The organism is uncultured Intestinibacter sp., assembly GCF_902468165.1.
In the GTDB taxonomy this organism is placed as follows: Bacteria; Bacillota; Clostridia; order Peptostreptococcales; family Peptostreptococcaceae; genus Intestinibacter.
On record NZ_CABQXJ010000003.1, the window covers coordinates 18,846 to 43,269 of the forward strand.

At 31.6% G+C, this 24,424-nt stretch carries 18 protein-coding genes; 16 read left to right on the plus strand and 2 right to left on the minus strand.

Annotated features, from left to right (window positions below):
- Nucleotides 1-38 precede the first annotated feature (38 nt).
- The 14 genes from RDX53_RS00970 to secG all read left to right on the plus strand — a co-directional run bounded on the left by RDX53_RS00970 (nucleotide 39) and on the right by secG (nucleotide 17,461).
- A complete protein-coding gene (locus RDX53_RS00970; protein WP_195929212.1) occupies nucleotides 39-1,496 on the plus strand; it encodes an MFS transporter in 1,458 nt (485 codons plus the stop codon).
- A 711-nt stretch (nucleotides 1,497-2,207) separates the two neighbouring features.
- Nucleotides 2,208-3,239 (plus strand): sugar-binding transcriptional regulator, encoded by a 1,032-nt coding sequence (locus tag RDX53_RS00975; protein WP_195929214.1) that lies wholly within the window; start codon nucleotides 2,208-2,210, stop codon nucleotides 3,237-3,239.
- Between the two features lie 108 nt (nucleotides 3,240-3,347).
- The gene (gap, locus tag RDX53_RS00980; RefSeq protein WP_195929216.1) at nucleotides 3,348-4,355 is read left to right on the plus strand and encodes a type I glyceraldehyde-3-phosphate dehydrogenase; all 1,008 of its coding nucleotides are present in this window, start codon (nucleotides 3,348-3,350) and stop codon (nucleotides 4,353-4,355) included.
- Nucleotides 4,356-4,596: 241 nt separating this feature from the next.
- Complete coding sequence (gene pgk, locus RDX53_RS00985) at nucleotides 4,597-5,799, plus strand: phosphoglycerate kinase (RefSeq protein ID WP_195929218.1); 1,203 nt, start codon at nucleotides 4,597-4,599, stop codon at nucleotides 5,797-5,799.
- A gap of 240 nt (nucleotides 5,800-6,039) precedes the next feature.
- Nucleotides 6,040-6,786, plus strand: a complete 747-nt coding sequence (gene tpiA / locus RDX53_RS00990) for a triose-phosphate isomerase (protein WP_195929220.1) — start codon at nucleotides 6,040-6,042, stop codon at nucleotides 6,784-6,786.
- 16 nt (nucleotides 6,787-6,802) lie between these two features.
- On the plus strand, nucleotides 6,803-8,329 hold the full coding sequence (gene gpmI / locus RDX53_RS00995) for a 2,3-bisphosphoglycerate-independent phosphoglycerate mutase (protein ID WP_195929222.1): 1,527 nt from the start codon (nucleotides 6,803-6,805) through the stop codon (nucleotides 8,327-8,329).
- A gap of 274 nt (nucleotides 8,330-8,603) precedes the next feature.
- Nucleotides 8,604-9,896, plus strand: a complete 1,293-nt coding sequence (gene eno, locus RDX53_RS01000) for a phosphopyruvate hydratase (RefSeq protein WP_195929224.1) — start codon at nucleotides 8,604-8,606, stop codon at nucleotides 9,894-9,896.
- A 307-nt stretch (nucleotides 9,897-10,203) separates the two neighbouring features.
- A complete protein-coding gene (locus RDX53_RS01005; protein WP_195929226.1) occupies nucleotides 10,204-10,830 on the plus strand; it encodes a class I SAM-dependent methyltransferase in 627 nt (208 codons plus the stop codon).
- A gap of 196 nt (nucleotides 10,831-11,026) precedes the next feature.
- Nucleotides 11,027-12,886 carry an FAD-dependent oxidoreductase gene (locus RDX53_RS01010; RefSeq protein WP_307993526.1) on the plus strand — a complete coding sequence of 620 codons (1,860 nt, stop codon included), beginning with the start codon at nucleotides 11,027-11,029 and terminating at the stop codon, nucleotides 12,884-12,886.
- Between the two features lie 13 nt (nucleotides 12,887-12,899).
- The gene (locus RDX53_RS01015) at nucleotides 12,900-13,829 is read left to right on the plus strand and encodes an ABC transporter ATP-binding protein (protein WP_195929229.1); all 930 of its coding nucleotides are present in this window, start codon (nucleotides 12,900-12,902) and stop codon (nucleotides 13,827-13,829) included.
- A 12-nt stretch (nucleotides 13,830-13,841) separates the two neighbouring features.
- A complete protein-coding gene (locus RDX53_RS01020; RefSeq protein WP_307993527.1) occupies nucleotides 13,842-14,990 on the plus strand; it encodes an ABC transporter permease in 1,149 nt (382 codons plus the stop codon).
- Nucleotides 14,980-16,092, plus strand: a complete 1,113-nt coding sequence (locus RDX53_RS01025) for an ABC transporter permease (RefSeq protein WP_307993528.1) — start codon at nucleotides 14,980-14,982, stop codon at nucleotides 16,090-16,092. Before RDX53_RS01020 ends, RDX53_RS01025 begins: the two co-directional genes overlap by 11 nt.
- Nucleotides 16,093-16,329: 237 nt before the next feature.
- Nucleotides 16,330-17,073 (plus strand): metallophosphoesterase, encoded by a 744-nt coding sequence (locus tag RDX53_RS01030; RefSeq protein WP_195929233.1) that lies wholly within the window; start codon nucleotides 16,330-16,332, stop codon nucleotides 17,071-17,073.
- Nucleotides 17,074-17,221: 148 nt separating this feature from the next.
- Nucleotides 17,222-17,461 (plus strand): preprotein translocase subunit SecG, encoded by a 240-nt coding sequence (gene secG / locus RDX53_RS01035; protein WP_243269529.1) that lies wholly within the window; start codon nucleotides 17,222-17,224, stop codon nucleotides 17,459-17,461.
- Between the two features lie 172 nt (nucleotides 17,462-17,633).
- Here secG and RDX53_RS01040 read toward each other — a convergent pair whose 3' ends face one another.
- On the minus strand, nucleotides 17,634-18,572 hold the full coding sequence (locus tag RDX53_RS01040; protein ID WP_307993529.1) for an AEC family transporter: 939 nt from the start codon (nucleotides 18,570-18,572) through the stop codon (nucleotides 17,634-17,636).
- 72 nt (nucleotides 18,573-18,644) lie between these two features.
- Entirely contained in the window at nucleotides 18,645-20,312 is a 1,668-nt protein-coding gene (ilvD, locus tag RDX53_RS01045) for a dihydroxy-acid dehydratase (protein WP_307993530.1), read from the minus strand.
- 434 nt (nucleotides 20,313-20,746) lie between these two features.
- On the opposite strand from ilvD, the gene RDX53_RS01050 reads away from it, so the two are divergent.
- Together RDX53_RS01050 and rnr are read left to right on the plus strand one after the other, a co-directional pair.
- Nucleotides 20,747-21,436 (plus strand): FadR/GntR family transcriptional regulator, encoded by a 690-nt coding sequence (locus tag RDX53_RS01050; RefSeq protein WP_307993531.1) that lies wholly within the window; start codon nucleotides 20,747-20,749, stop codon nucleotides 21,434-21,436.
- 772 nt (nucleotides 21,437-22,208) lie between these two features.
- Entirely contained in the window at nucleotides 22,209-24,392 is a 2,184-nt protein-coding gene (gene rnr, locus RDX53_RS01055) for a ribonuclease R (RefSeq protein WP_307993532.1), read from the plus strand.
- Nucleotides 24,393-24,424: the final 32 nt, after the last annotated feature.

Consider the following 24,424-nt stretch of genomic DNA (forward strand, 5'->3'; position numbering starts at 1 on the left):
ATAAAAAAAACGGAAAAGAATTAAAGGAGATTTAGATTATGTCTAACGAACGAACGCAACAGACAGTAGCAATACCGCTACCAAAAGCTAAGAAAAATCTTGTACAAATCGGATGTATATGTATGATGCTTTCTGTAGCTATGTACGGTCTTGTATTTTCAACATTAACTTCACCAATATTAGAAAGTGTAAACGCAATGGGATACGTAGGTTTATTCTCTATTTTTGCGGCATTAGGAGTATCTATAATGACACCAATCGGAGGAAAACTTGGTGACTTAATAGGACGTAGAAATATAGTAGTTATACCAGGTATCATATGTATAATATGTGGGGTTGCATTTGCATTTGTGCGCTCATTAGTACCACTTATGGCTTTACGTTTATTAATAAGTCTTGCACAAGGGGCTTTCACAGCTGCACCTTATATAATAATGGGATTAATAAACGAAAGAAAAGATGTACCAAAAGCAATGGGTATGTTAGCAGCTGCTATAGCAGTTGGTGGTTTTGGAGGAAGTATAATAGCAGGTATACTTACTGATATGAATATGCTTACAGTAGCAATACTTATGCCAGCTTTACCTCTAATCCTTGGTATAGTATTAATCGGATTAAACATGCCAAACCAAAAACGTGAAGGAAAAGTTACAATAGACATTCCAGGAATAATAGCATTAGTTGTTACACTTTGTGCGATATTATTATCTTTAAACTTCGGATCATCAATAGGATGGACTAATCCAGCTATAATAGGTGGATTCATATTAGGAATAGTTGCACTTGTAGCGCTTATAAAAATAGAAGAAAAAGCAGAGGAACCAATAATACCTCTTGCATTATTCAAAAACAAAAACTATACAATGCTTTTAGTAGTAGGATTTGCTAGTTACTTCTATCAAAATGCAATGAACGTTTATGCACCAATAGGAGCAATGCAAGTAATGGGTAAATCAGCAAGTATAGCTGGTTCTTTACAAATGCCTCGTACTTTACTTACTATAATAGTACCAATAATAGCAGGAACATGGGTTGGAAAGAAAACTTCAAACATGTGGAAAGCTATGGTAGGAGCAACTGCTTTAGCAGGTATACCAATGTTAGCTATGGGATTCACTTCTCCAACTACACCAATAATGATATACTTCGTAGCTCTTACATTTACAGGAATTGCAGAAAGTTTCCGTTCAGTATCTATAACACCAGCAGCTCAATCTATGCTTGAGCCAAAAGATATAGGTGTTGGTACATCATTCGTAAACTTCTTCAACTCACTTTCAGGAACAGTTGCAGCAACAGTATTCGCAGTAGCTTACAACATGAATACAGCAGCTGACCCAACAAATGTAGAATTAATACAAAAAGGTGTTAATGCAGTATATTGGGTTGCTGGAATAGTAGGAATAGTAGGACTTATAGTAGTTGTATTATTTGTAAGACCACAAATGTCTGATAAAAAACAACAAGTAGAAAAAACTGAAGAAAAATGTGCTTAATATAAAGCCTTAAATAAATAATATAAAAAATAAGGGATGTTTTATATCTGTAGTATTACAGTATAGGACATTCCTTTTTTTTTATGTATAATAAATTAGAATATATTATTTTAAAAGGAAACAAAATATTTATTGGTGTGATAATAGCAAGTAAAAAATCATCATCAAAATTTAAAGAAAAGATAAAAATATAAGATAATGAAAAAGAGTTGAGCGGGAAAAATAAAAACGTGGGAGTAAATTAAAAGCTTGCTTATAAACTCAGATAAATAAAAATATAAATTGCTTGAAAAATATAAGTTATAAGAGTGGTAAAGAGGGGACTTTGTAACTTAGAATAAAAAAGTTGGTTAAGGATACAATAAAAAACGAAGATTTACAAAATAACTAATTTATAAATAAAATCAATAGAGAAAATATTTAAATAAAATCATAAATAAATATACTAAACAACAAAAGAAAATAAAAATAATGATAGAGATATTAGTATCAAGCGAAGATGGAACTTTGTTTTCTAAGTGAAAATGCTGGGAAATCAAGGTTTTTATTAAAATATAAAATAAAAACTATAATCTGAGTTAAAAAAATAAAAAATTATGAAAACGTATTGAAAAATATTTGCATCTAAGGTAAAATAAAATTATCTTGTGGGACGCAAATGGATACATAGGACTTAAAAAGTCCCAGCGTAAAGAATGAGGTATAAAACTTATGAACAATTTATTAAAAATGCAACAAAAATTAATTCCACAAGTGCTTGACATAATGACAAGACGATACTCAATACTTAGAGAGATATATTTAAACGAAACTATCGGAAGAAGAAGTTTGGCAAATATGTTAGGGTTGAGTGAAAGAATTGTTCGTTCAGAAACAGAAGTTCTAAGAGAACAAGGTCTTATCAATGTTGAAACATCAGGTATGAACATAACAGAAGAAGGAATAAAGCTTTTAGAAGGCTTAAAAGAAACTATGAATGAAGTTATGGGATTATCTACACTAGAAGATAGATTAACTCAATTATTAGGAATAAAAAAGGTAATACTTGTGCCTGGCGATTATGAAAAAAATAAAAGTGTTTTAATCGATGTAGGAAGATCAGCCGCATCACATTTTACACATATATTACACGACCACGACATTGTTTCAATTACAGGTGGAACTACGATGGCAGAGTTTTCAAAAGGACTAAAACACGATAAGAAATTTGAAAACGTAACTATAGCACCTGCTAGAGGAAGTGTAGGCTTAAATGTAGAGATACAGTCAAATAATATAGCGGCAGATATAAGCAAGAAATTACACTCACAATATGCATTGCTTAATTTACCTGATAAGTTAGGAAAAGAGTCAATGATGATGTTAGCTCAAGAGCCAGAAATCAAAAAGACTTTAGATTTAGTTTCAAAATCAGACATAGTTGTGTTTGGTGTTGGTAGAGCTGACGAAATGATATTAAGGCGAAACTTATCAAAAGAGGTAGCACAAGAAATACTAGATAAAGGTGCTGTATGCGAGTCTTTCGGATATTACTTTAATAAATCAGGTGAGATTGTATACAGATTAAATACAATTGGTATTGATTTAGAAAGTGTTCAACAAGCGAGAGAGGTAATCGCAGTATTTGCAGGATCTAAAAAGATAGAAGCTTTTCTAGCGATTTCTAAAATTAACAAGAACTTAGTTTTAGTAACTGACGAGCATAGTGGAGAAAAACTTATTGAATTAATTAAAAGTCAATAAATTTAGTCAATAACTAATGATATCAGCATAGACTGATAAATAAATTAGTAAAATAGATATTAAAATATAATATAAAAATAGGTTTTATTTTTAGGAGGTTAAATCATAATGGTTAAAGTAGCAATCAATGGTTTTGGTAGAATAGGAAGATTAGCATTAAGAAAATTAATGGAACAAACTGACAAATTTGAAGTAGTAGCAATAAATGACTTAACAGATGCAAAAATGTTAGCTCACTTATTCAAATATGATACTGCTCAAGGTAGATTCAATGGTGAAATAGAAGTTAAAGAAGGTGCTTTCGTAGTTAACGGACAAGAAATAAAAGTTACTGCTGAAAGAAATCCAGAAAACTTACCATGGGCTGAATTAGGGGTAGACATAGTATTAGAGTGTACTGGATTCTTCACTTCTCAAGAAAAAGCTGAAGCTCACATAAAAGCAGGAGCTAAAAAAGTTGTTATATCTGCACCAGCAACTGGTGACGTTAAAACAATAGTTTACAACGTAAACAACGAAATATTAGATGGTACAGAAACAGTTATATCAGGGGCTTCTTGTACAACTAACTGTTTAGCACCAATGGCTAAAGCTTTAAATGACAAATTCGGTATAGAAAAAGGTTTAATGACTACTATACATGCTTACACTAACGACCAAAATACTTTAGATGGTCCTCATCCAAAAGGAGATTTAAGAAGAGCTAGAGCTGCTGCAGGAAACATAGTTCCTAATACTACAGGTGCTGCAAAAGCTATAGGTTTAGTTATACCAGAATTAAAAGGTAAATTAGACGGAGCTGCTCAAAGAGTTCCAGTTGTAACTGGTTCTTTAACTGAATTAGTTTGTACATTAAAAAATAATGTAACTATAGAAGAAGTTAATGCTGCAATGAAAGAAGCTGCTAACGAATCATTCGGATACACTGAAGAATACTTAGTATCTTCTGATATAGTAGGAATGAGCTTCGGTTCATTATTCGATGCAACTCAAACAAGAGTTATGGAAGTTGATGGAAAACAATTAGTTAAAGTTGTATCTTGGTATGACAATGAAATGTCTTATACATCTCAATTAATAAGAACTTTAGGATATTTTGCAAACTTAGCAAAATAATTTAGGATAAGGTCCGGGTTTGTAGTATCTTCTACAGCTCCGGACTTTTTTAGGATAAGGTCTAATAAATTAATTTAACATAAAAATAAAACTACTCAAGAGCGATTATCATTTAGATTAGGGAATGGTATATTGGGGAATAAAAAAAGCAAATCGGAATGAATAATAAATAAATACAAATTTTTACAAATATATGATATATTAAAAAAAGGAAAGTGTTTACTTTGAAAGGAGTTTAATTATGTCAATGTTAAACAAAAAAACAATAGAAGATATAAACGTTACTGGGAAAAGGGTATTAGTAAGATGTGACTTCAACGTACCTCTACAAAACGGAGTAATAACTGACGAAAACAGATTAGTAGGTGCATTACCAACTATAAAATACTTAATAGAAAAAGGTGCAAAAGTTATATTATGCTCTCACTTAGGGAAACCAAAAGGAGAACCAAAACCAGAATTATCATTAGCACCAGTTGCAAAAAGATTATCAGAAATGTTAGGACAAGAAGTAGTATTTGCTGCAGATGATAACGTTGTAGGGGAAAACGCAAAATCAGCAGTTGCAGATATGAAAGACGGAGATGTTGTCTTATTACAAAATACTAGATATAGAAAAGAAGAAACTAAAAACGAAGAAAACTACTCTAAAGAATTAGCTTCTTTAGCTGACGTATTCGTTAACGATGCATTCGGTACTGCACATAGAGCTCACTGTTCAACTGTTGGAGCTGGACAATTCTTACAAGAAAGAGCTTGCGGATACTTAATCCAAAAAGAATTAAAATTCTTAGGTGAAGCAGTATCTAATCCAGTTAGACCTTTCACTGCTATATTAGGTGGATCAAAAGTTTCTGACAAAATAGCTGTTATAAATCAATTATTAGAAAAAGTTGATAACTTAATAATAGGTGGAGGAATGGCTTATACATTCTTAAAAGCTCAAGGATATGAAATAGGAAACTCTTTATTAGAAGCTGATAAAGTTGACTATGCAAAAGAAATGCTAGCAAAAGCTGAAGAAAAAGGTGTTAAATTATACTTACCAGTAGATTCTAAAGCTGCTAACAAATTCGCTGCAGATGCAGAAGTATTAGTAACAGAAGATCAAAATATACCAGAGGGATATTTAGGTTTAGATATAGGACCAAAATCAGTAGAAAAATTCGTAGATGTTGTTAAAAATTCAAAAACAATCGTTTGGAACGGGCCAATGGGAGTATTTGAATTTGAAGCATTTGCAGGAGGAACTTTAGCAATAGCAAAAGCTATGGCTGATTTAGAAGATGCAACTACTGTAATAGGTGGTGGAGATAGTGCTGCTGCTGTTAACCAATTAGGATTCGGAGACAAAATGACTCACGTTTCTACAGGTGGTGGAGCTTCGCTTGAATTCTTAGAAGGAAAAGAATTACCAGGAATAGTTGCATTAGACGATAAATAAGAAGTATTTAAATATAAAAATTTAAATAAATAATGGGAAAATAATAATAATATAAAGTCTAAGGAATAACTTAAAATTAAACTATATCTGATTATAAAGACGATATCTAAGAAATGTTGATATATAGGGAGAATTGGCATATTTTGGATTAGATATATAAACAGTGTAAATTATAGCGATTTTGTACAATATAGTTTAAAATAAAAAGGTATTCTACATGTTCAAAAGGAGGAAATTTGAATGAGAAAACCAATAATTGCTGGAAACTGGAAAATGAACAAAAACATAAAAGAAGCTCTAGAGTTTGTTAAAGAAGTCGGAACTAGAGCTGATAGAGATGATGTTGAAGCAGTAATATGTGCACCATTTTTACAACTAAAAGACCTTAAAGAAGCTACTAAAGGTACTAAGATAAAAGTTGGAGCTCAAAACATGCACTACGAAACATCAGGAGCATTCACAGGAGAAGTTTCTGCTGAAATGTTACAAGAAATAGGAATGGACTATGTTATTATAGGTCATTCTGAAAGAAGAGAATATTTTGGAGAAACTAACGAAACAGTTAACAAAAAAGTATTAAAAGCATTACAAGTAGGTATAAATCCAATTTTATGCTGTGGTGAGACTTTAGAACAAAGGGAAGCTGGAGTTACTAAAGATTACGTAAAAACTCAAATATTAGCTGGATTAAAAGATGTAACTAAAGAAGATTTAGCAAAAGTTGTTATAGCGTATGAGCCGATCTGGGCTATAGGAACTGGAAAAACTGCAACTGCAGAACAAGCTAATGATGTTATATCATACATAAGAGAAGTTATCGCTTCAGTTTACGGGGATTTAGCTAACGAAGTTAGAATTCAATACGGAGGAAGTGTTAAGCCAGCTAATGTAGCAGAAATAATGGGGCAAAGCGACATAGATGGAGCTTTAGTTGGTGGAGCATCACTGAAAGCTGATGATTATGTTGCTCTTGTAAATTTTAAATAGGAGTGAAATTATATAAATGAAAAAGCCAGTAGCATTAATAATCATGGATGGTTTTGGAGAGAGTAATAATACAATAGGAAATGCTGTTAAAGAAGCAAAAACTCCTAACTTAGACAGAATCGAAAAAACTTATCCAACAACATTAATAAAAGCAAGCGGTCTTGATGTTGGTCTTCCTGATGGACAAATGGGTAACTCAGAAGTTGGCCATACAAATATAGGAGCAGGTAGAATTGTATATCAAGATTTAACTAGAATAACAAAATCTATACAAGACGGAGATTTCTTCACAAATGAAGTCTTAGTAAAAGCTATGGAAAATGGAAAAGAACATGCTGTTCATATAATGGGATTATTATCTGACGGTGGAGTTCATTCACATATAGATCACCTTAAAGCTTTAATCAAAATGGCTAAAGAACAAGGTGTAGAAAAAGTATACGTACATGCATTTACAGATGGTAGAGATACTGACCCACAAAGTGGTATAAACTACGTTAAAGAAATTGAAGCTTATATGGCTGAAATGGGTGTAGGACAGTTCGCTACTATAAACGGTAGATATTATGCAATGGATAGAGATAAGAGATGGGAAAGAGTAGAAAAAGCATACAGAGCTATGGTTTGTGGCGAAGGTGAAACTGCTACTTCTGCATCTGAAGCTGTTGAAGAATCTTATAAAAAAGGTGCAACAGACGAATTTATCATTCCAACTGTAATAGTTAAAGATGGTCAACCAGTAGGAAAAATATCTGAAGGTGATTCAGTAATATTCTTCAACTTTAGACCAGATAGAGCTAGAGAAATATCTAGATGCATAGTTGATAAAGAATTCAATGGATTTGAAAGAGTAGACGTAAATACATTCTTTGTTTGCTTAACAGAATATGATGTTACTTTACCAAATGTTCAAATAGCATTTGGACCACAATCATTAAGTAATACATTAGGGGAATATTTATCAAAATTAGGGAAAACTCAATTAAGAGCTGCTGAGACTGAAAAATATGCTCACGTTACTTTCTTCTTCAACGGTGGTGTTGAAGAACCAAACAAAGGAGAAGATAGAGAATTAATACCTTCACCAAAGGTTGCAACATATGACTTACAACCAGAAATGTCTGCACCAGAGCTAGAAGCAAAAGTTATGGAAAAAATAAACGAAGACAAATACGACTTCATAGTTGTTAACTTTGCTAATCCAGATATGGTTGGACATACAGGTGTAATGGAAGCAGCTGTTAAAGCTGTTGAAACAGTAGATAATTGCGTTGGCAAATTAGTAGATAGAATAGTAGAAATTGGTGGAAGCGTTATAATAACTGCTGACCACGGAAATGCTGAATTAATGTTAGATCCTACAACAGGAAAAGTTATAACATCACATTCAGTAAACCCAGTACCATTTATAATAGCTGGTAAAGATTACGTAGGAAAAGAGTTATTAGCTGATGGTAGACTATCAGATATAGCTCCAACAATATTAGATATGATGGGATTAGAACAGCCAGAAGAAATGACTGGTCACTCATTAATAAAATAGCAATCTAAATATAAATTTTTTATATTTAAAATTAGGGTGGCTGCTAGTACTCAGCCATCCTACTAAAAAAGCCAATTTATATAAATAATAATTATAAATTTAACAAAAGTATAAAAAGGAAAGCTAATCGAGACAATTAAAATTAAAGAAAATAATAATAATAAATATAATTAAAATACATAGATAATTTGCAAACTTATCCATCAATCTGTTTGAAAATAAATTTATGATTTTAAAACTAACTTGATTAGTGGAGATTTGGAAGGAGAAAATTATGTCAGTAATAGAATCAGTATACGCAAGAGAAGTATTAGACTCAAGAGGTAACCCAACTGTAGAAGTTGAGGTTGTATTAGAATCAGGTGCAGAAGGTAGAGCTATAGTTCCATCTGGAGCATCTACAGGAGCTTTCGAAGCTGTTGAATTAAGAGACGGTGACAAAGGTAGATACTTAGGAAAAGGTACTCAAAACGCTGTTAACAACGTTAACACTATAATAGCACCAGAATTAGAAGGATTAGAATCAACTGATCAACCAGGAATAGATGCATTATTATTAGAATTAGACGGAACACCAAATAAAGGTAAATTAGGGGCGAACGCTATATTAGGTGTTTCTATGGCTGTAGCTAGAGCATCTGCTGATGAGTTAGGATTACCATTATTCCAATACATAGGTGGAGTTAACGCTAAACAATTACCAGTTCCAATGATGAACATATTAAACGGTGGAGAACATGCTGATAACAACGTTGACGTTCAAGAATTCATGATATTACCAGTTGGAGCTCCTTGCTTCAAAGAAGGTTTAAGAATGGGTGCAGAAGTATTCCACGCACTTAAAAAAGTTCTTGGAGAAAAAGGATTAGCTTGTGGTGTAGGTGATGAAGGTGGATTCGCTCCAAACTTAGGATCAAACAGAGAAGCTTTAGAATTAATAGTTGAAGCTATAAAAGCTGCTGGATACGAACCAGGAAAAGACGTTATGTTAGGATTAGACGTTGCTGCATCAGAAATGTACAACGAAGAAACTAAAAAATACGTTTTAGCTGGAGAAGGAAAAGAATTAACTGCTGCTGAAATGGTAGACTTATACGAAGATTGGACTACTAACTTCCCAATAATAACTATAGAAGATGGTTTAGATGAAGAAGACTGGGATGGATGGAAAGTTCTTACTGAAAGATTAGGTAAAAAAGTTCAATTAGTTGGTGATGACTTATTCGTTACAAACACTGAAAGATTAGAAAGAGGTATAGAAGCTGGTGTTGCTAACTCTATATTAATAAAAGTTAACCAAATAGGTACTATAACTGAAACTTTAGATGCTATAGAAATGGCTAAAAGAGCTGGATACACTGCAGTAATATCTCACAGATCTGGTGAAACAGAAGACACTACTATAGCTGACTTAGCTGTAGCTGTAAACGCTGGTCAAATAAAAACTGGTGCTCCATCAAGAACTGATAGAGTTGCTAAATACAACCAATTATTAAGAATAGAAGAAACAGTTGGTGCTCAAGCTAGATACTGTGGATTAAAATCTTTCTACAACTTAAACAAATAATTTTCAATTAATTAGCAAACAAACAAATTTTATGAATAATAGTATAAATCCTTAAAAGCCTAGGTGGAAACTTCCACCTAGGCTTTTTTTAAAGTAACGGACGAAGTCACCCGATCATGAACGTAGTGAATTTTAAGCAACGGAATCTCCGATTCGTTGGCGTCATGAGCGAAGTGAATTTTTTTATAGTATTTAGAGATATTTTTTATAAAATAAATGAAAATGATATTCATTAACTTTCAAAGTGTGCTAAAATTAGAATTAAAGAAGAATAATTTTAGAATTAAATATTTGAAGGGGGTATATCATGAAAGATTACATAAAGTTATCAGAACAGTATTTTGATGGTCAAGCAAAAGTGTATGATGAAAATAATAGTATGTATTATTCTGGTCCTGCAAAGGTTAGTTGTAATGATACTGTCAAGTATTTAAAAGATATAAATTATAATAAATTGTTAGATGTTGGGTGTGGAACAGGATATCTTCTCAACCTATTATCTGATAAAAAAGAGGCAGAATATCATGGACTAGATTTATCAGAAGGAATGTTAAAACAAGCAAGAGCAAAAAATATCCGAGGTACAACACTTGTAAAAGGAAGATCTGATGAGTTGCCATATGAAGATAATTATTTTGATGTTGTGACATGCATCCAAAGTTTTCATCACTATCCTGATTCAGATAAAGCTATGCAAGAGGTATACCGCGTATTAAAACCTGGTGGAATATATATACTTTCTGATACAGGGGTAGGAGGTATCGGAGGATGGATTTATAACCACATTATATTTAAGTTAATAAATAGTGGTGATTGTCATGCAGCAAATAAAAATGGCATTTCAAACTTAATGATGAAAAATGGATTTGATATAGTAGAAAATAAAAAACTAGGTAAATTTATATATACTGTTGTGGGGAAAAAATTAAAATAAAAAGAGATGGCCGAAATTGATGTAAAATTTCAGCCATCTCTTTTTATTTTAAGGAGATTAAATATTATAAATTTAGTGGATAACATTAGCACCATGAACGTAGTGAATTTTTATTTCACGTTGTAATAGTGAGAAATCTCAATTCATAGATATTAATAATACATGAAAAATAGATAATATAAGGAGATTGATATTTATGAAAAAAGAAGTTGTTTTTATCGGAGCAGGAATTTCAGGTCTTACAGGGGCTGCACTTTTAGCAAAGAAGGGCTTTAAAGTTACTGTAGTAGAGGCACAATTTAAGCCAGGAGGTTCTTGTGGAATATTTAAACGAGATGACGTTATTTTTGAGCAAGGATCAGCTATGATTTATGGATTTGGAGAAATAGGGTTTAATCCACATAGATTTGTATTTAATTCATTAGAAGAACCGATAGATATTTTAAAACACGATAGTTTATATGCAATTCATTTTAAAGGACACAAAATAATATTTTATGAAGATATAGATAAATTTGTAGAGCAATTGGGAGAGATTTTTCCAGATGAGAAGGAAGGATTTAAAAAGTTTTATCACGACTCAACAGATTTATATTTAAAAGTTATAGCAAACCAACCGACATTCACAACACCAGATGTAGTCACAAAGGAGCAGGGGTTAATGCAGTTAAAAAGTGCTCCAAAAGCATATTTGAAATTTTTAGGATATATGAATAAAAACACAGAGCATATATTGAAAAAATACTTCAAGTCTAAAGAAGTATTCGATTTTTTTAATAAATTAACATCTACATATTGTTATACAAATGTAAAAGAAACACCTGCCATACTTGCGGCTGTTATGTTTGTCGACAACCATATTGGAGGAAGTTATTATCCAGCAGGTTCAACATTAAATTTAGTTGGTAAGCTGGAAAAAGTAATTGAAGAAAATAACGGCGATATGATTTATAACAAGCAAGTCAAAAAAATACTTATAGAAAACGACAAGGTAGCGGGAGTAAAGCTAGACGACGGAAGTATTATAAAATGTGACAGAGTAGTTAATTCAGGAAATGTGTGGAACTTATACAACAACTTAATAGACAAAAATTTATGTAAAAAGGGAAGAGAATGGGCAAATTCACTTATCCCGACATATCCATCATTAGTATTATTCACATTAGTAAAAGAAGACGTAATCCCAGAAGATACACTACCAATTGAGATGCTTATAGGAGATACAGAAAAAATAGATGAAGGCGAAGTAACGCTTTATATATTGGGAAAAGACGACTACACACTTTGTCCAAAAGGATACCAAACTGTAATTGCAATAGGACCAACTTTTAAAGAATGGATAAATCCAATAGGAGATTATCACACCGAAGCATATTTTAAACAAAAACAAGAAGAAAAGAACAGAATATTAGATTTAATAGAAAAGAGATTCCCAGGATTTAAAGATGCACTATGTCATGTAGAACTAAGCACACCAGCAACTCTACAAAGACTTGTTATGAAAGAAAAGGGAGCAGTCGCAGGTCCAAAACAACAGCTAGGTCAACATATGTTAAAACGTTTAAAGACTAAAGGTGAAATCGAAGGGCTTTATAACTGTGGTGAATCAACAGTTATGGGAACAGGAACACCTGCTGTAACTGTATCTGGAATAAGTGTAGCAAATCTTATTTTGAGAGAGTGCAATATGCAAGAATATGAAGCGAAATACATCAAAGGCGATTATGTAACAATGGTGAAAAAACCGTACACAGGAAAAAACTTAAAATTAAGTTCTGATAAAAATGAAGACAAAATTGGAAAATTAGCAATGAAGTGGCAATATTGTATGAATCCTAGATGCCAAAAATCATGTAAAAACAATATTCCAATAAGAGATATAAATAGAAGGTTATCTGTCGTGAACTTTTATGGTGCAAGAAAGTTATTAAATCAATTTGATACAAATCCTTGCATTAACTGTGAAAATGTATCTTGTGAAGAAGTATGTATAAGAAATAAATTTGCAGAATCAGTAAGCATAAAAGAAATCAACAGTAACTTGGTTAAAAAGTAAAGGAGGAGGTCTGATGTATATTCTCCAGGTAGAGAATTTATACAAATCATATAACCATGTAGAGGCAGTAAAAGGAATTAGTTTCTCTATAAGACAAGGAGAAATATATGGGCTTTTGGGGCCAAATGGAGCAGGAAAAAGTACATTAATCAAGATGATTGCAGGAATTGAAAAAAAGGACAGTGGAAAAATAGTATTTGATGAAAACCAGACAAATATAAATAAGTATAAAAAACACTTGGGAATAATAACACAAGACATTGCAATTTATCCTAGTTTCACAGCTTATGAAAACGTGTCGTTTTTCTGCTCACTATATTCATTTAAAGGAAAAGAATTAAAAACAAGGGTAAAACATGCATTAGAATTTACAGGACTTAGTGAGTATAAAGATAAAAAGGCGTCGGAGTTTTCTGGAGGGATGTTGAGAAGATTGCACCTTGCCTGTGCAATAGCTCACACCCCAGAGCTTATCATAATGGATGAACCGACAGTCGGAATAGATCCACAATCCAGAAATCACATTTTGGAATCAGTAAAACAATTAAACAAAAATGGGGCGAGCATAATTTATACATCACATTATATGGAGGAAGTAGAAGAACTTTGTGACGAGATATGCATAATCGATAAAGGAAAAATAATTGCACAAGGAACAACAGGGGACATTAAATCAAATTTACTCAAGTACAACATTTACACAATAATGCTTAAAAATGAAATAGAAGGAATTGAAAATCATATAAAAAAAATCAAGGGGATATATAGTGTAGATGTAAATGGAAATGAGATAAAGTGCAATTATAACAAGGATATAAATATACTTCAAAAACTCGTAAATACAATTTTTAATAATGGTGGCGTAATCGAAAGTATAAAAGACGAATTGCCGACTTTGGAAACTGTATTTTTAGATTTGACTGGAAAGAAATTAAGAGATTAGAGGGGGATAGAGTTGATTTTATTAACTTTAATAAAAAAGGAAATAATACAATTTTTTAGAAATAAAACTGATGTAATTACAATGCTCATATTTCCAGTCATTCTTATATTTGTGATGGGAAAGTCACTAAACGGTCTTATGAGCATGGACAAGAATATATTTTCTGGAAAAACTATATATTACAATATAGAAAACGACGGTGGGAAAAACAACAATGTGCAAGTTTTTTATGATTTTATTACAGAATTTCAAAAAACTAGCGATATAAAATTTGTGCAGAGTAATGATATTGAGAAAGCTACACAACTTGTAAATAAGAATGAGGCTATTTGCTTTATAAATATTGATGGTGATGATATAGATTATTTTAGAAATGAAAATGAAGAAAGCACCGAAAGCAAGGTATTTAGAAATTTATACGAGCAGTACATGAAAAAATACACATTTATCCACTATATTGCAAAGACTGATTCAACTAAAGTTTCAAAAATTCTAAGTTCTAAAAACAATACAGAAATTAAGTTAGAAGGAATAGGATATGACGAGGTCAACTCATTTACATATTACACCTTTGTGGAGCTGACTTTGATTATATTATACATATCTACAATTACATCAATTTCAATGTATAAGGAGAAATTTTTACATACAATGACTAGATTGAGAGTATCAAATATTAAAAAAATAAATATAATTATCTCAAAAATTGCTCTTGGAATAATTATTGGGCTTATGCAAATCTTAATCGTATACATTTGCTCGACAAAGCTATTTGATGTAGATTGGGGAGAAAATACTACATATATTTTACTTGTCTTGATTTCATTTATAATATTTAGTTCTGTCCTAGGAATATTTATGTATATGGTGTTTGATGATCAAAAGACTGCCTATACATTTAGTAACATGTTGATAATTGTGATGGGGTTTTTGGGTGGTTCTTATGTACCACTTTGTTTGGTCAAATCAGCAAGAATAACGAGTTTTCTGTGCCAGCTAATGCCTAATTATTGGGTAAATATATCACTTCTAGGGCTAAACTACAACATAGACACACCTTATTATAAAATGGTAATAGTAATATCTCTCGGGGCATCTGTTTTAATGATTATATTAGGAAATATAATATTGAAACTGAAAGAAGGTGGAAGTGTTGATTAAGCTAATATTAAACACAGTAAAGTTATTGATGAAGAAAAAAAGCTACATACTAATCGGGATAATTATGCCAGCATTTATAGTAGTTTTTTTCAGTTTTGAATTTGGAATAGAATATAAATACAAAGTAGGCATAGTCGACAAAGATAAATCATACGCCTCAAATGAAATTATAAAAAGTATAGACAATCTTGAAGATATAGAAACTACCAAAGTAAAAGAAAAAGACTACAATATTCTCTTGATAACGCAGCAAATCGAAGTAGCAGTAATAATAGATAAGGGATTTGAAGATAATTTATTAAATTTTAAAGAACAAGATATAAATATAAAATCTATTAAACATAATGATGTGGAAAGCTCGATAAGCCAATTAATAAATTTAAAATGTGAAGATTTGAGCATGGTGGCGTCTTTGAGCGAGAAAAACATAAATAAATTTAAAGAAATGAATTTAGAATATAACGACCAACTGGCAAGTCTTAGTTTAAATAAAATAGAACAAAATATACCAAAAATACAAAACACCATCGGACTTATGATTTTTACTATATTTATAGTAGCAGGAAATATAGCTAGTTTCTTGATAGAAGATGAAGAAAACAAAACTAAGATGAGGATATTGAGCTCTGGAATTAATAAATGGAAGTACTACATATCTATGATTTTTATTTTTTACATAATGACTATGTTGACTACGGGGGTTTATTATATTGTCAGCAAAATTTTGAACATAGATTATGGAATGGAAAAAAGCAGTTATTTTTTAATCGTTATGGCAGTTTTTAATTTAATTGCGATAAGTTTTAACTTATGTATTGTTTCATTTACTAAAAGTAGATACGCATCAACCATAATAAATATTTTGATAGTTGTGCCATGTTGTATGCTTAGTGGGGTGTTTTGGGACTTTGATATTATGGAAAAAAGTCTGCAAAAAGTCGGAAACCTTATGCCGACTAGATGGGTTTATGTATGTATTGAAACGCTTCAACAAAATAACAATTTAAGTGAAATAAACATGTACTTAGTGGCAATGATGATATTTTCTATGGGATTGTTTTTGATAAGTTTCGCTAAATTAAAAATGAATAATGAATTATAGAATTAGAAAATAAATTGTAAAACGTAAATAAAGGATTATAGAAATTAGAAAATAAATTGTAGAACGTAAAAAAGGAATATTAGAAATTAAAAAAAGGAATTGTAAAAAGTATAAAAAAATAAGAGAAAAGTTAAACAATTTCTATATAACAGCATATAAATACATAAAATAAAAACTTTATTATAAATAATTAAAAAGGAGTAATTATAACAGAAGTATAGGGAATGGAGGGAGAACATGATTTATATTACAGGAGATTGCCACGGGGATTATGCAAGATTTAATACAAAAAATTTTCCAGAGCAAAATAGCATGACAAAGGATGATTTTGTTATTGTTTGTGGTGATTTTGGATTTTGGACTCCATCAAAGGAACAAGAACATCAACTACAATGGTTGTCACAAAGGCCGTTTACAACATTATTTATAGATGGAAATCATGAGTGCTTTGATGAGCTTTACAACCTGCCTATAGAAGAGTTTTGTGGCGGAAAAGTTCACTATGTAAAAGACTCAATAATACATCTAATGAGAGGGCAAATTTTTAACTTAGATGGACTAAAAATCTTTACGTTTGGAGGAGCCAAAACCCACGATATGCCAGCAGGAATATTAGATATAGAAGATCCTCACTTTAAACAAAAGAAAAAGAAGTTGGACAAAGAGGGCGCAAAATATAGAATAAACCACGTATCTTGGTGGAAAGATGAGATGCCGAATCAGTACGAATATAGATATGGAGTTGAAAATTTAGAAAAACACGACTGGAGAGTGGATTATGTAATAACGCACTGCTGTCCATCTAGTATACAACGAATGATTGCAGAAGATGAATACAAAACAGATGAACTTACCGATTATTTAGACGAAATAAAAACAAGTTTGAGTTATAAAAATTGGATTTTTGGACATTATCATGATAACAAGATGATTACAGATAAAGATATTTTAATTTACGAACAGATTATAAGAATAAAATAAATTTACTTATAAATTTATAAAAAAGTGGCTAAAAAATTGGTAAATATATACCAATTTTCCTTAAATAAAACACTCGTTTTCTTGTAATAAATGCACTAATATGGTAAACTAAAATTTGAATAAATTCAGTAATAATAGGAGGGTACTCATGCTTAATAATATTTTAATGGGTGTACAAATAGTACTATCAGTACTTTTACTATTAGTTATAATGCCTCAAGAAGGAAAAGGGAATTTCTCTTCTGATTTCAGTGGAGCAGGAGATGATTTTGAAGCACAAGCTTACTTTAAACCAAAAGGAAAACAAGCATTTCTTTTAAAATCAACAAAAATATTCTCAGTATTATTTTTCCTTAATGCATTAGCATTAGTAGTATTAAATAAATAGGGAATTAGATGATTGGCCATCATTTAATAAAATTTAAAGATTGAATTTAGTTTTTAAATAAAAAGTCTTCTAGGATAACTAGAAGACTTTTTTTGTATATTTATATAAGTTTTTTTGTTATATAAAATATGTATATAAGTTATGTATATATTTATATATAAGTAAGTAGATTTTATATAAGCGATAAAGTTTTTAATATATAAATCCACATAAACATTGTTATTATGCAGAAAAATGATGTAAAGACTATTATTTGGGCGGCTAAATCGCTATCTCCGTCCATTTGTTTCGCCATTTGGAAAGTCGATACACCTGTTGGCGCACCGTAGATTATAGTTAGCGTAAGTAATGCAATTCCTCTAATTCCAAGAAATACGCTAAGTGGAATCATAATTAAAGGAACTAGGATTAACTTTGTAATAACGATAAATATGGTTTCGTGTAGATACTTTTTTACATCAGAAAATGCGAATGATGCACCAAGGAGAATTAAACCAAGTGGAGTTGCCATTTTTGACACATCTTCAACAGTTTCCATTATGCAAGTCGGAAGTTTTATCCCAATAAGAAGGAAGACAATACCTACAAAAGCACCAATTATAAGAGGATTTGTAACAACACCTTTAAGTATTTTTTTGATGTTGATTTGAGAGCCTCTAAATATTTCAAGTGATATAACAGCTAGCATATTGAAAAGAGGGACTATAACTGCGATTAACATAGCTGTAGTACCGACATTGCCATCACCATAGACAGAGGTTGCAACAGGAATACCAAAGATGACGAAGTTGCTACGAAATACCCCTTGAATCATAACACCACGCTTTGGATTTTCTTTTTCGATTTTTGGGATAAAAAATAGTAATAATAAGAATAAAATAATCACGCCAGATGCAGCAAATAAAATAAGTTTGCCGTCAAATACTGTCTCCAAATCTGTAGTATATACGTTGTAAAAAAGCAGCACAGGTAAAAATACTTTAAAGACGACTTTATTCATAACATCTAGTGTATGTTGGTCAAAGATTTTTATGTATTTTAGAAAATAACCAAGAACCATCATCAAAAACAACGGAGCTATAACGTTAAAAGATAAGATTAAGTTTTCCATAAGATTCTCCCCTTTAAAAGTAAAGGACTAAGTCAGATGACTTAGCCCATATTAAGATTGAAAAGATTTCAATTATTTATTTGCTTTTAATACTGCGCCTTTGTCACCAGATGTAACCATAGAAGCATATCTTGCTAAATAACCAGTAGTTACTTTTGGTTCTCTAGGAGTCCAAGTAGCTTTTCTTCTTGCTAATTCTTCATCTGAAACGACAAAATCTAAAGTTTTTTCTTTTATATTTATTTTTATTAAGTCTCCTTCTTCAACAAGAGCTATCGGTCCGCCAACAGCAGCTTCTGGAGAAACGTGTCCGATTGATGCCCCTCTAGATGCACCAGAGAAACGTCCGTCAGTTATAAGAGCTACACTAGAACCTAATCCCATACCAGCTATTGCAGAAGTAGGGTTAAGCATTTCTCTCATACCTGGTCCACCTTTTGGTCCTTCATATCTTATTACAACAACGTCGCCAGCTACGATTTTGCCACCTTTTATAGCAGCTATAGCATCTTCTTCACAGTCGAATACTCTTGCTGGACCTTCGTGTACTAACATTTCAGGAACAACGGCAGATTGTTTAACTATACCAGAATCAGGAGCTAAGTTTCCTTTAAGGACAGCTATACCACCAGTTTCTGAATATGGGTTTTCGATTGGTCTTATTGTTTCTGGATCTTTATTTACACAATTAGCGATATTTTCGCCTACAGTTTTCCCTGTAACAGTCATTATATCTAAGTTAAGTAAGTTTTTCTTAGTTAATTCGTTCATAACTGCATAAACTCCACCAGCTTCGTTTAAGTCTTCCATGTATGTGTATCCTGCAGGAGCTAAGTGGCAAAGGTTTGGAGTTTTTGAGCTTATTTCGTTAGCTATATCTACGTTTAAATCAACTCCAGCTTCGTTTGCTATTGCTGGTAAGTGTAACATTGAGTTAGTTGAACAACCTAGCGCCATATCTACAGTTAGAGCATTTTGGAATGCTTTTTCAGTCATTATGTCTCTTGGTTTGATGTCTTTTTCTACTAATTCCATTACTTTCATACCTGCATGTTTAGCAAGTTTTATTCTTTCTGAATATACAGCAGGAATAGTTCCGTTTCCTTTAAGACCCATTCCTAAAGCTTCAGTTAAGCAGTTCATACTGTTGGCAGTATACATACCAGAACATGAACCGCAAGTTGGACAAACTTTGCTTTCAAATTCTAAAACATCATCTTCGTCCATAGTACCAGCAGCGAAAGAACCTACTGCCTCAAACATACTTGATAGACTTCTTTTTTCGCCTTTAACACGACCAGCAAGCATAGGACCACCGCTGACAAATATAGTTGGTATATTAACTCTAGCTGCTGCCATTAATAATCCAGGTACGTTTTTGTCACAGTTAGGAACCATAACTAATCCGTCGAATTGGTGAGCCATAGCCATACACTCAGTAGAGTCAGCTATTAAGTCTCTTGTAACTAGTGAATATTTCATACCGATATGTCCCATTGCTATACCGTCACAAACTGCAATCGCAGGGAAGACAACAGGAGTTCCTCCTGCCATAGCTACACCAAGTTTAACTGCTTCTACGATTTTGTCTAAGTTCATGTGACCAGGAACGATTTCGTTGTATGAACTTACTATACCTATTAAAGGTTTTCTCATTTCTTCTTCAGTATGCCCTAAAGCATTAAATAATGAACGATGGGGTGCTTGTTGCATCCCTTTTCTTACTGCATCACTTCTCATCTTTATTATCCCCCTAAAATTTAAAATATATTCATTTAATGTAAAATTTATAATTTATTGTTTTTATTGGTTTCATAAGTTCTGAAACATAAATTTTAAGTATCCTTTAAATTCAAAATTATATACAAAAATTTAAAGATTCAGACTTTTTAATTTAAAACTATTGATAATGACTATATTATGAGGTATTATTTTCCTATAAATAATATAACATCATACTAATACATTTAACATATGATGTCAATAATTACTTATAGAAAAATTTAAAAATACTGAAAATATTGAATAATAAGAGAAAAATTAATAAAAAGTAATGCGAAATAAAAAATTATGTAGATATAAACTAAGATAATAATTAATACCTAGATATATAAATAAAAGCAATGTAACAAGTAATAGCATGGTATATAAATAAAAATCAAGGGGTGGAGAATATGGAATATAAAAAATCACAATCATTATCAGAGCAAGCAGCTGATGAAATACTAGATATGATAACAATAAAAAAACAATTTAAAGTGGGGGACAAATTGCCTAATGAAACAGAGCTATCATCTATTTTAAATGTGAGCAGAACGACATTGAGAGAGGCTATAAAAATGCTCGTCTTAAAAGATATAGTAGAAATTAAAAGAGGAAAAGGAACATTTGTAAAAAGTGACGAAGTAGACAATTTCACACTTTCAGACTTAAAAGGACATTCATCCGATTTGGCGGATTTATTGGAGATGAGGTTGATTATAGAACCTATGGGAGTATATTATGCGACAAAGAGGGCAAGTGACAGCGAGATTGAAAAAATAATCGAATACGGCGAAATGGTAGAGCAAAAAATCCTAAACAACGAAGACAGAACAATAGCGGAACAACTGTTTCACAACGCTATTGCAAAAGCCAGCGGTAACTCATTTATGAAAGAATTAGTACCGATTATCAGCAAGGCGATAAACGAAAGTGTCCAACTTTCAAAACAATACGAAAAAGCAACAGAATTAACATTAAAAGATCACAAACTAATTATGGATTTTATGAAAGATAGAAATGCAGAAGGGGCAAAAACAGCGATGAACCTCCATATCATCCACACAATCGATAGCTTTGGATTTAATGATAGATTAATATAGGTATAAAAATTGATTAACCTGCCAATAATGACATTGTGACGAATACACACTCACAAAGATGGTCTCAGGTTTAAATATACGGAAATAGCGTATAGAGTTGTTTAATTGAACAGAACTAAGAAAATCGGTGTTACTCTACACCGATTTTTAATTATATAAAAATTTATTATAATGAGCGAAGCGAATTTCAAGCAACGGAATCTTCGATTCGTTGGCGCCATGAGCAAAGCGAATTTCAAGCAACGGAATCTTTGATTCGTTGGCGCTATGAGCGAAGCGAATTTCATATACTTACAAAAAAAGAAAAATTCTCCTACGAAAATCTATAAAATATTTTGCAAATCAAGTATAATATTGATTTGGATTAAAATTCATTAAAATATAAAAGTGGCCAAATACATAAATAAAAACATTTATAGGAAAACTATAAATATTATCTAAAATTAAATAGGCAAATACAAAATTTTAATAAAAATCTTTATCCTAAAGAGCATTAAATAAAGATAGATTTTTGAAAAATATTAATAAAAACCATACTTATCCACAGATTTGTGGTAGAGAAAAATTAATAATATATTAAAAAAAATCTAGAAAATTAAGATAGTGAAAATAATTGAAAATATAAGATAAATATATTAAAAAATAGAGGATATTAAAACTTTAACATCTAAATAACATGTAAACCTAAATAAATTAAAAATTACAACATATAGATTAGAGTAAACACTTTTAATGAATTAATTTAAGAAATACAGTAAAGGGAGGATTCCAAATGACACCGGAAATAAAAGAGAAATTATTAGGTCTTATAAACGAAAAAGCATATAATCCCCTAAAAAAAGAAGAATTAGCATTAATATTTGACATACATTCATGTGAGATGCCGTTATTCAACAACTTTTTAGAGGAATTACAAGATGAAGGATATTTAATTATATCTAAAAAAGGTAGAGTTATGACACCAAGCGCTATGGGATACTTTGTTGGAAAATTCATATCTCATAGAAAAGGATTTGGATTTGTAGAATCAGACGAAGAATTTACACAAGATTTATTCATAGGTTCAGATGACATAAATGGAGCGATGAACGGCGACAGAGTTATGGCTGAAATAGTAAAGCCAGCAGAAGAAGGAAGAAGAGCCGAAGGAGCTATCGTTAAAGTATTAAAAAGAGAAAATGAAACTGTTATAGGTCTTTTCCAATTATCAAATAAAAACTTTGGATTTGTTATACCAGATAACAAGAAATTTACACAAGATATATACGTTCCAAGCAGATTCTTCTCAGGAGCGAAAGACAACGACAAAGTAGTATGCAAAATAACAGTTTGGCCGACAGAAGGAAGAAAGCCAGAAGGTAAAATAATAGAAGTTATAGGTCAAAAGGGAGAACGTGGGGTAGAAATCGACTCAATAATAAGAGCACATGGACTACCAGAAGAATTCCCACACAAAGTATTAGAAGAAGCAGACAGAGTTATCGTTCCAATACCACAAGAAGAAATAGATAGAAGAATGGATTTAAGAGATTTAAAAACATTCACAATAGATGGTGAAGATGCGAAAGACTTAGACGATGCAGTTTCAATAGAAGTATTAGAAAACGGAAACTACAAACTAGGTGTTCATATCGCCGATGTTTCTCACTATGTTAGAGAAGGGTCAAAACTAGACAAAGAAGCGATAAAAAGAGCAACTTCAGTTTATCTAGTTGACAAAGTAATACCAATGTTACCAAAACAACTTTCAAACGGAGTATGCAGTTTAAATCCATTTGAAGATAAATTAACTTTATCAGTATTTATGGAAATAAACGCTGACGGAAAAGTTTTAAAATACGATATAGCAGAGTCAATCATAAACTCAAAAGCTAGAATGACTTATACAGAAGTGTCTGACATATTAGAAAAAGACGATGAAAAATTAAAAGCTACTTTCTCAAACTTAGTAGAAGAATTCCACAACGCTGAGAAATTAGCGAGAATCCTTATGAAGAGAAGAGAAAGAAGAGGATCAATCGACTTTGATTTCCCTGAATCAAAAATAATCTTAAATTCAGAAGGAAAAGTAGCAGATATCAAGTCATACGAAAGAAGAATATCAAATAGAATGATAGAAGAGTTCATGCTTGTAACTAATGAAACAGTAGCTGAGCATTTCTTCTGGTTACAAACTCCATTCGTTTACAGAATCCATGAGATTCCTGCAGCAGAAAAAATGGAGAACTTAAGCAAATTTATAGCTACATTTGGATATAGCTTAAAAGGTGATTTAGAACAAATTCATCCAAAAGAAATCCAAAGAGTTCTAAAATTAATAAAAGGAACACCAGAAGAAGAAGCAATAAGCACAATCATGCTTAGAAGTATGAGACAAGCGAGATACGCACCACAATGTGTGGGTCACTTCGGTTTAGCGGCACAATACTACAGCCACTTTACATCACCAATAAGAAGATACCCAGACTTACAAATACACAGAATAATAAAAGAACAACTAAACGGAAAATTAACTCCAAAGAGAAGTGAACAACTTGCAAACATAGTTGAGTATGCATCTAACCAATCTTCAGAACAAGAAAGAGAAGCTGAATTAGCAGAAAGAGATGTGCACGATTACTACAAAGCTGTTTATATGGCAGACAGAATTGGTCAAGAGTTTGACGGAACAATATCAAGTGTTACATCATTCGGTATGTTCGTTGAATTAGACAACACAGTAGAAGGATTAATCAGAATGGTCGACATGACTGACGATTATTACAACTACATCGAAAGTAGCTACTCATTAGTTGGTGAAAGAACTAAGAGAATATTTAGAATAGGTGACCAAGTTAGAATCAAAGTTAGCAAAGTAAATGTAGACTTTAGAGAAATCGACTTCGAACTTGTTGCTGTAAAAGAAGACAACAGATTAGTAGATACTGTTGTTGACGGAGATGTAGAAGCAGAATAGTTGATAAAAATTTATATAAGGGATATTATAAA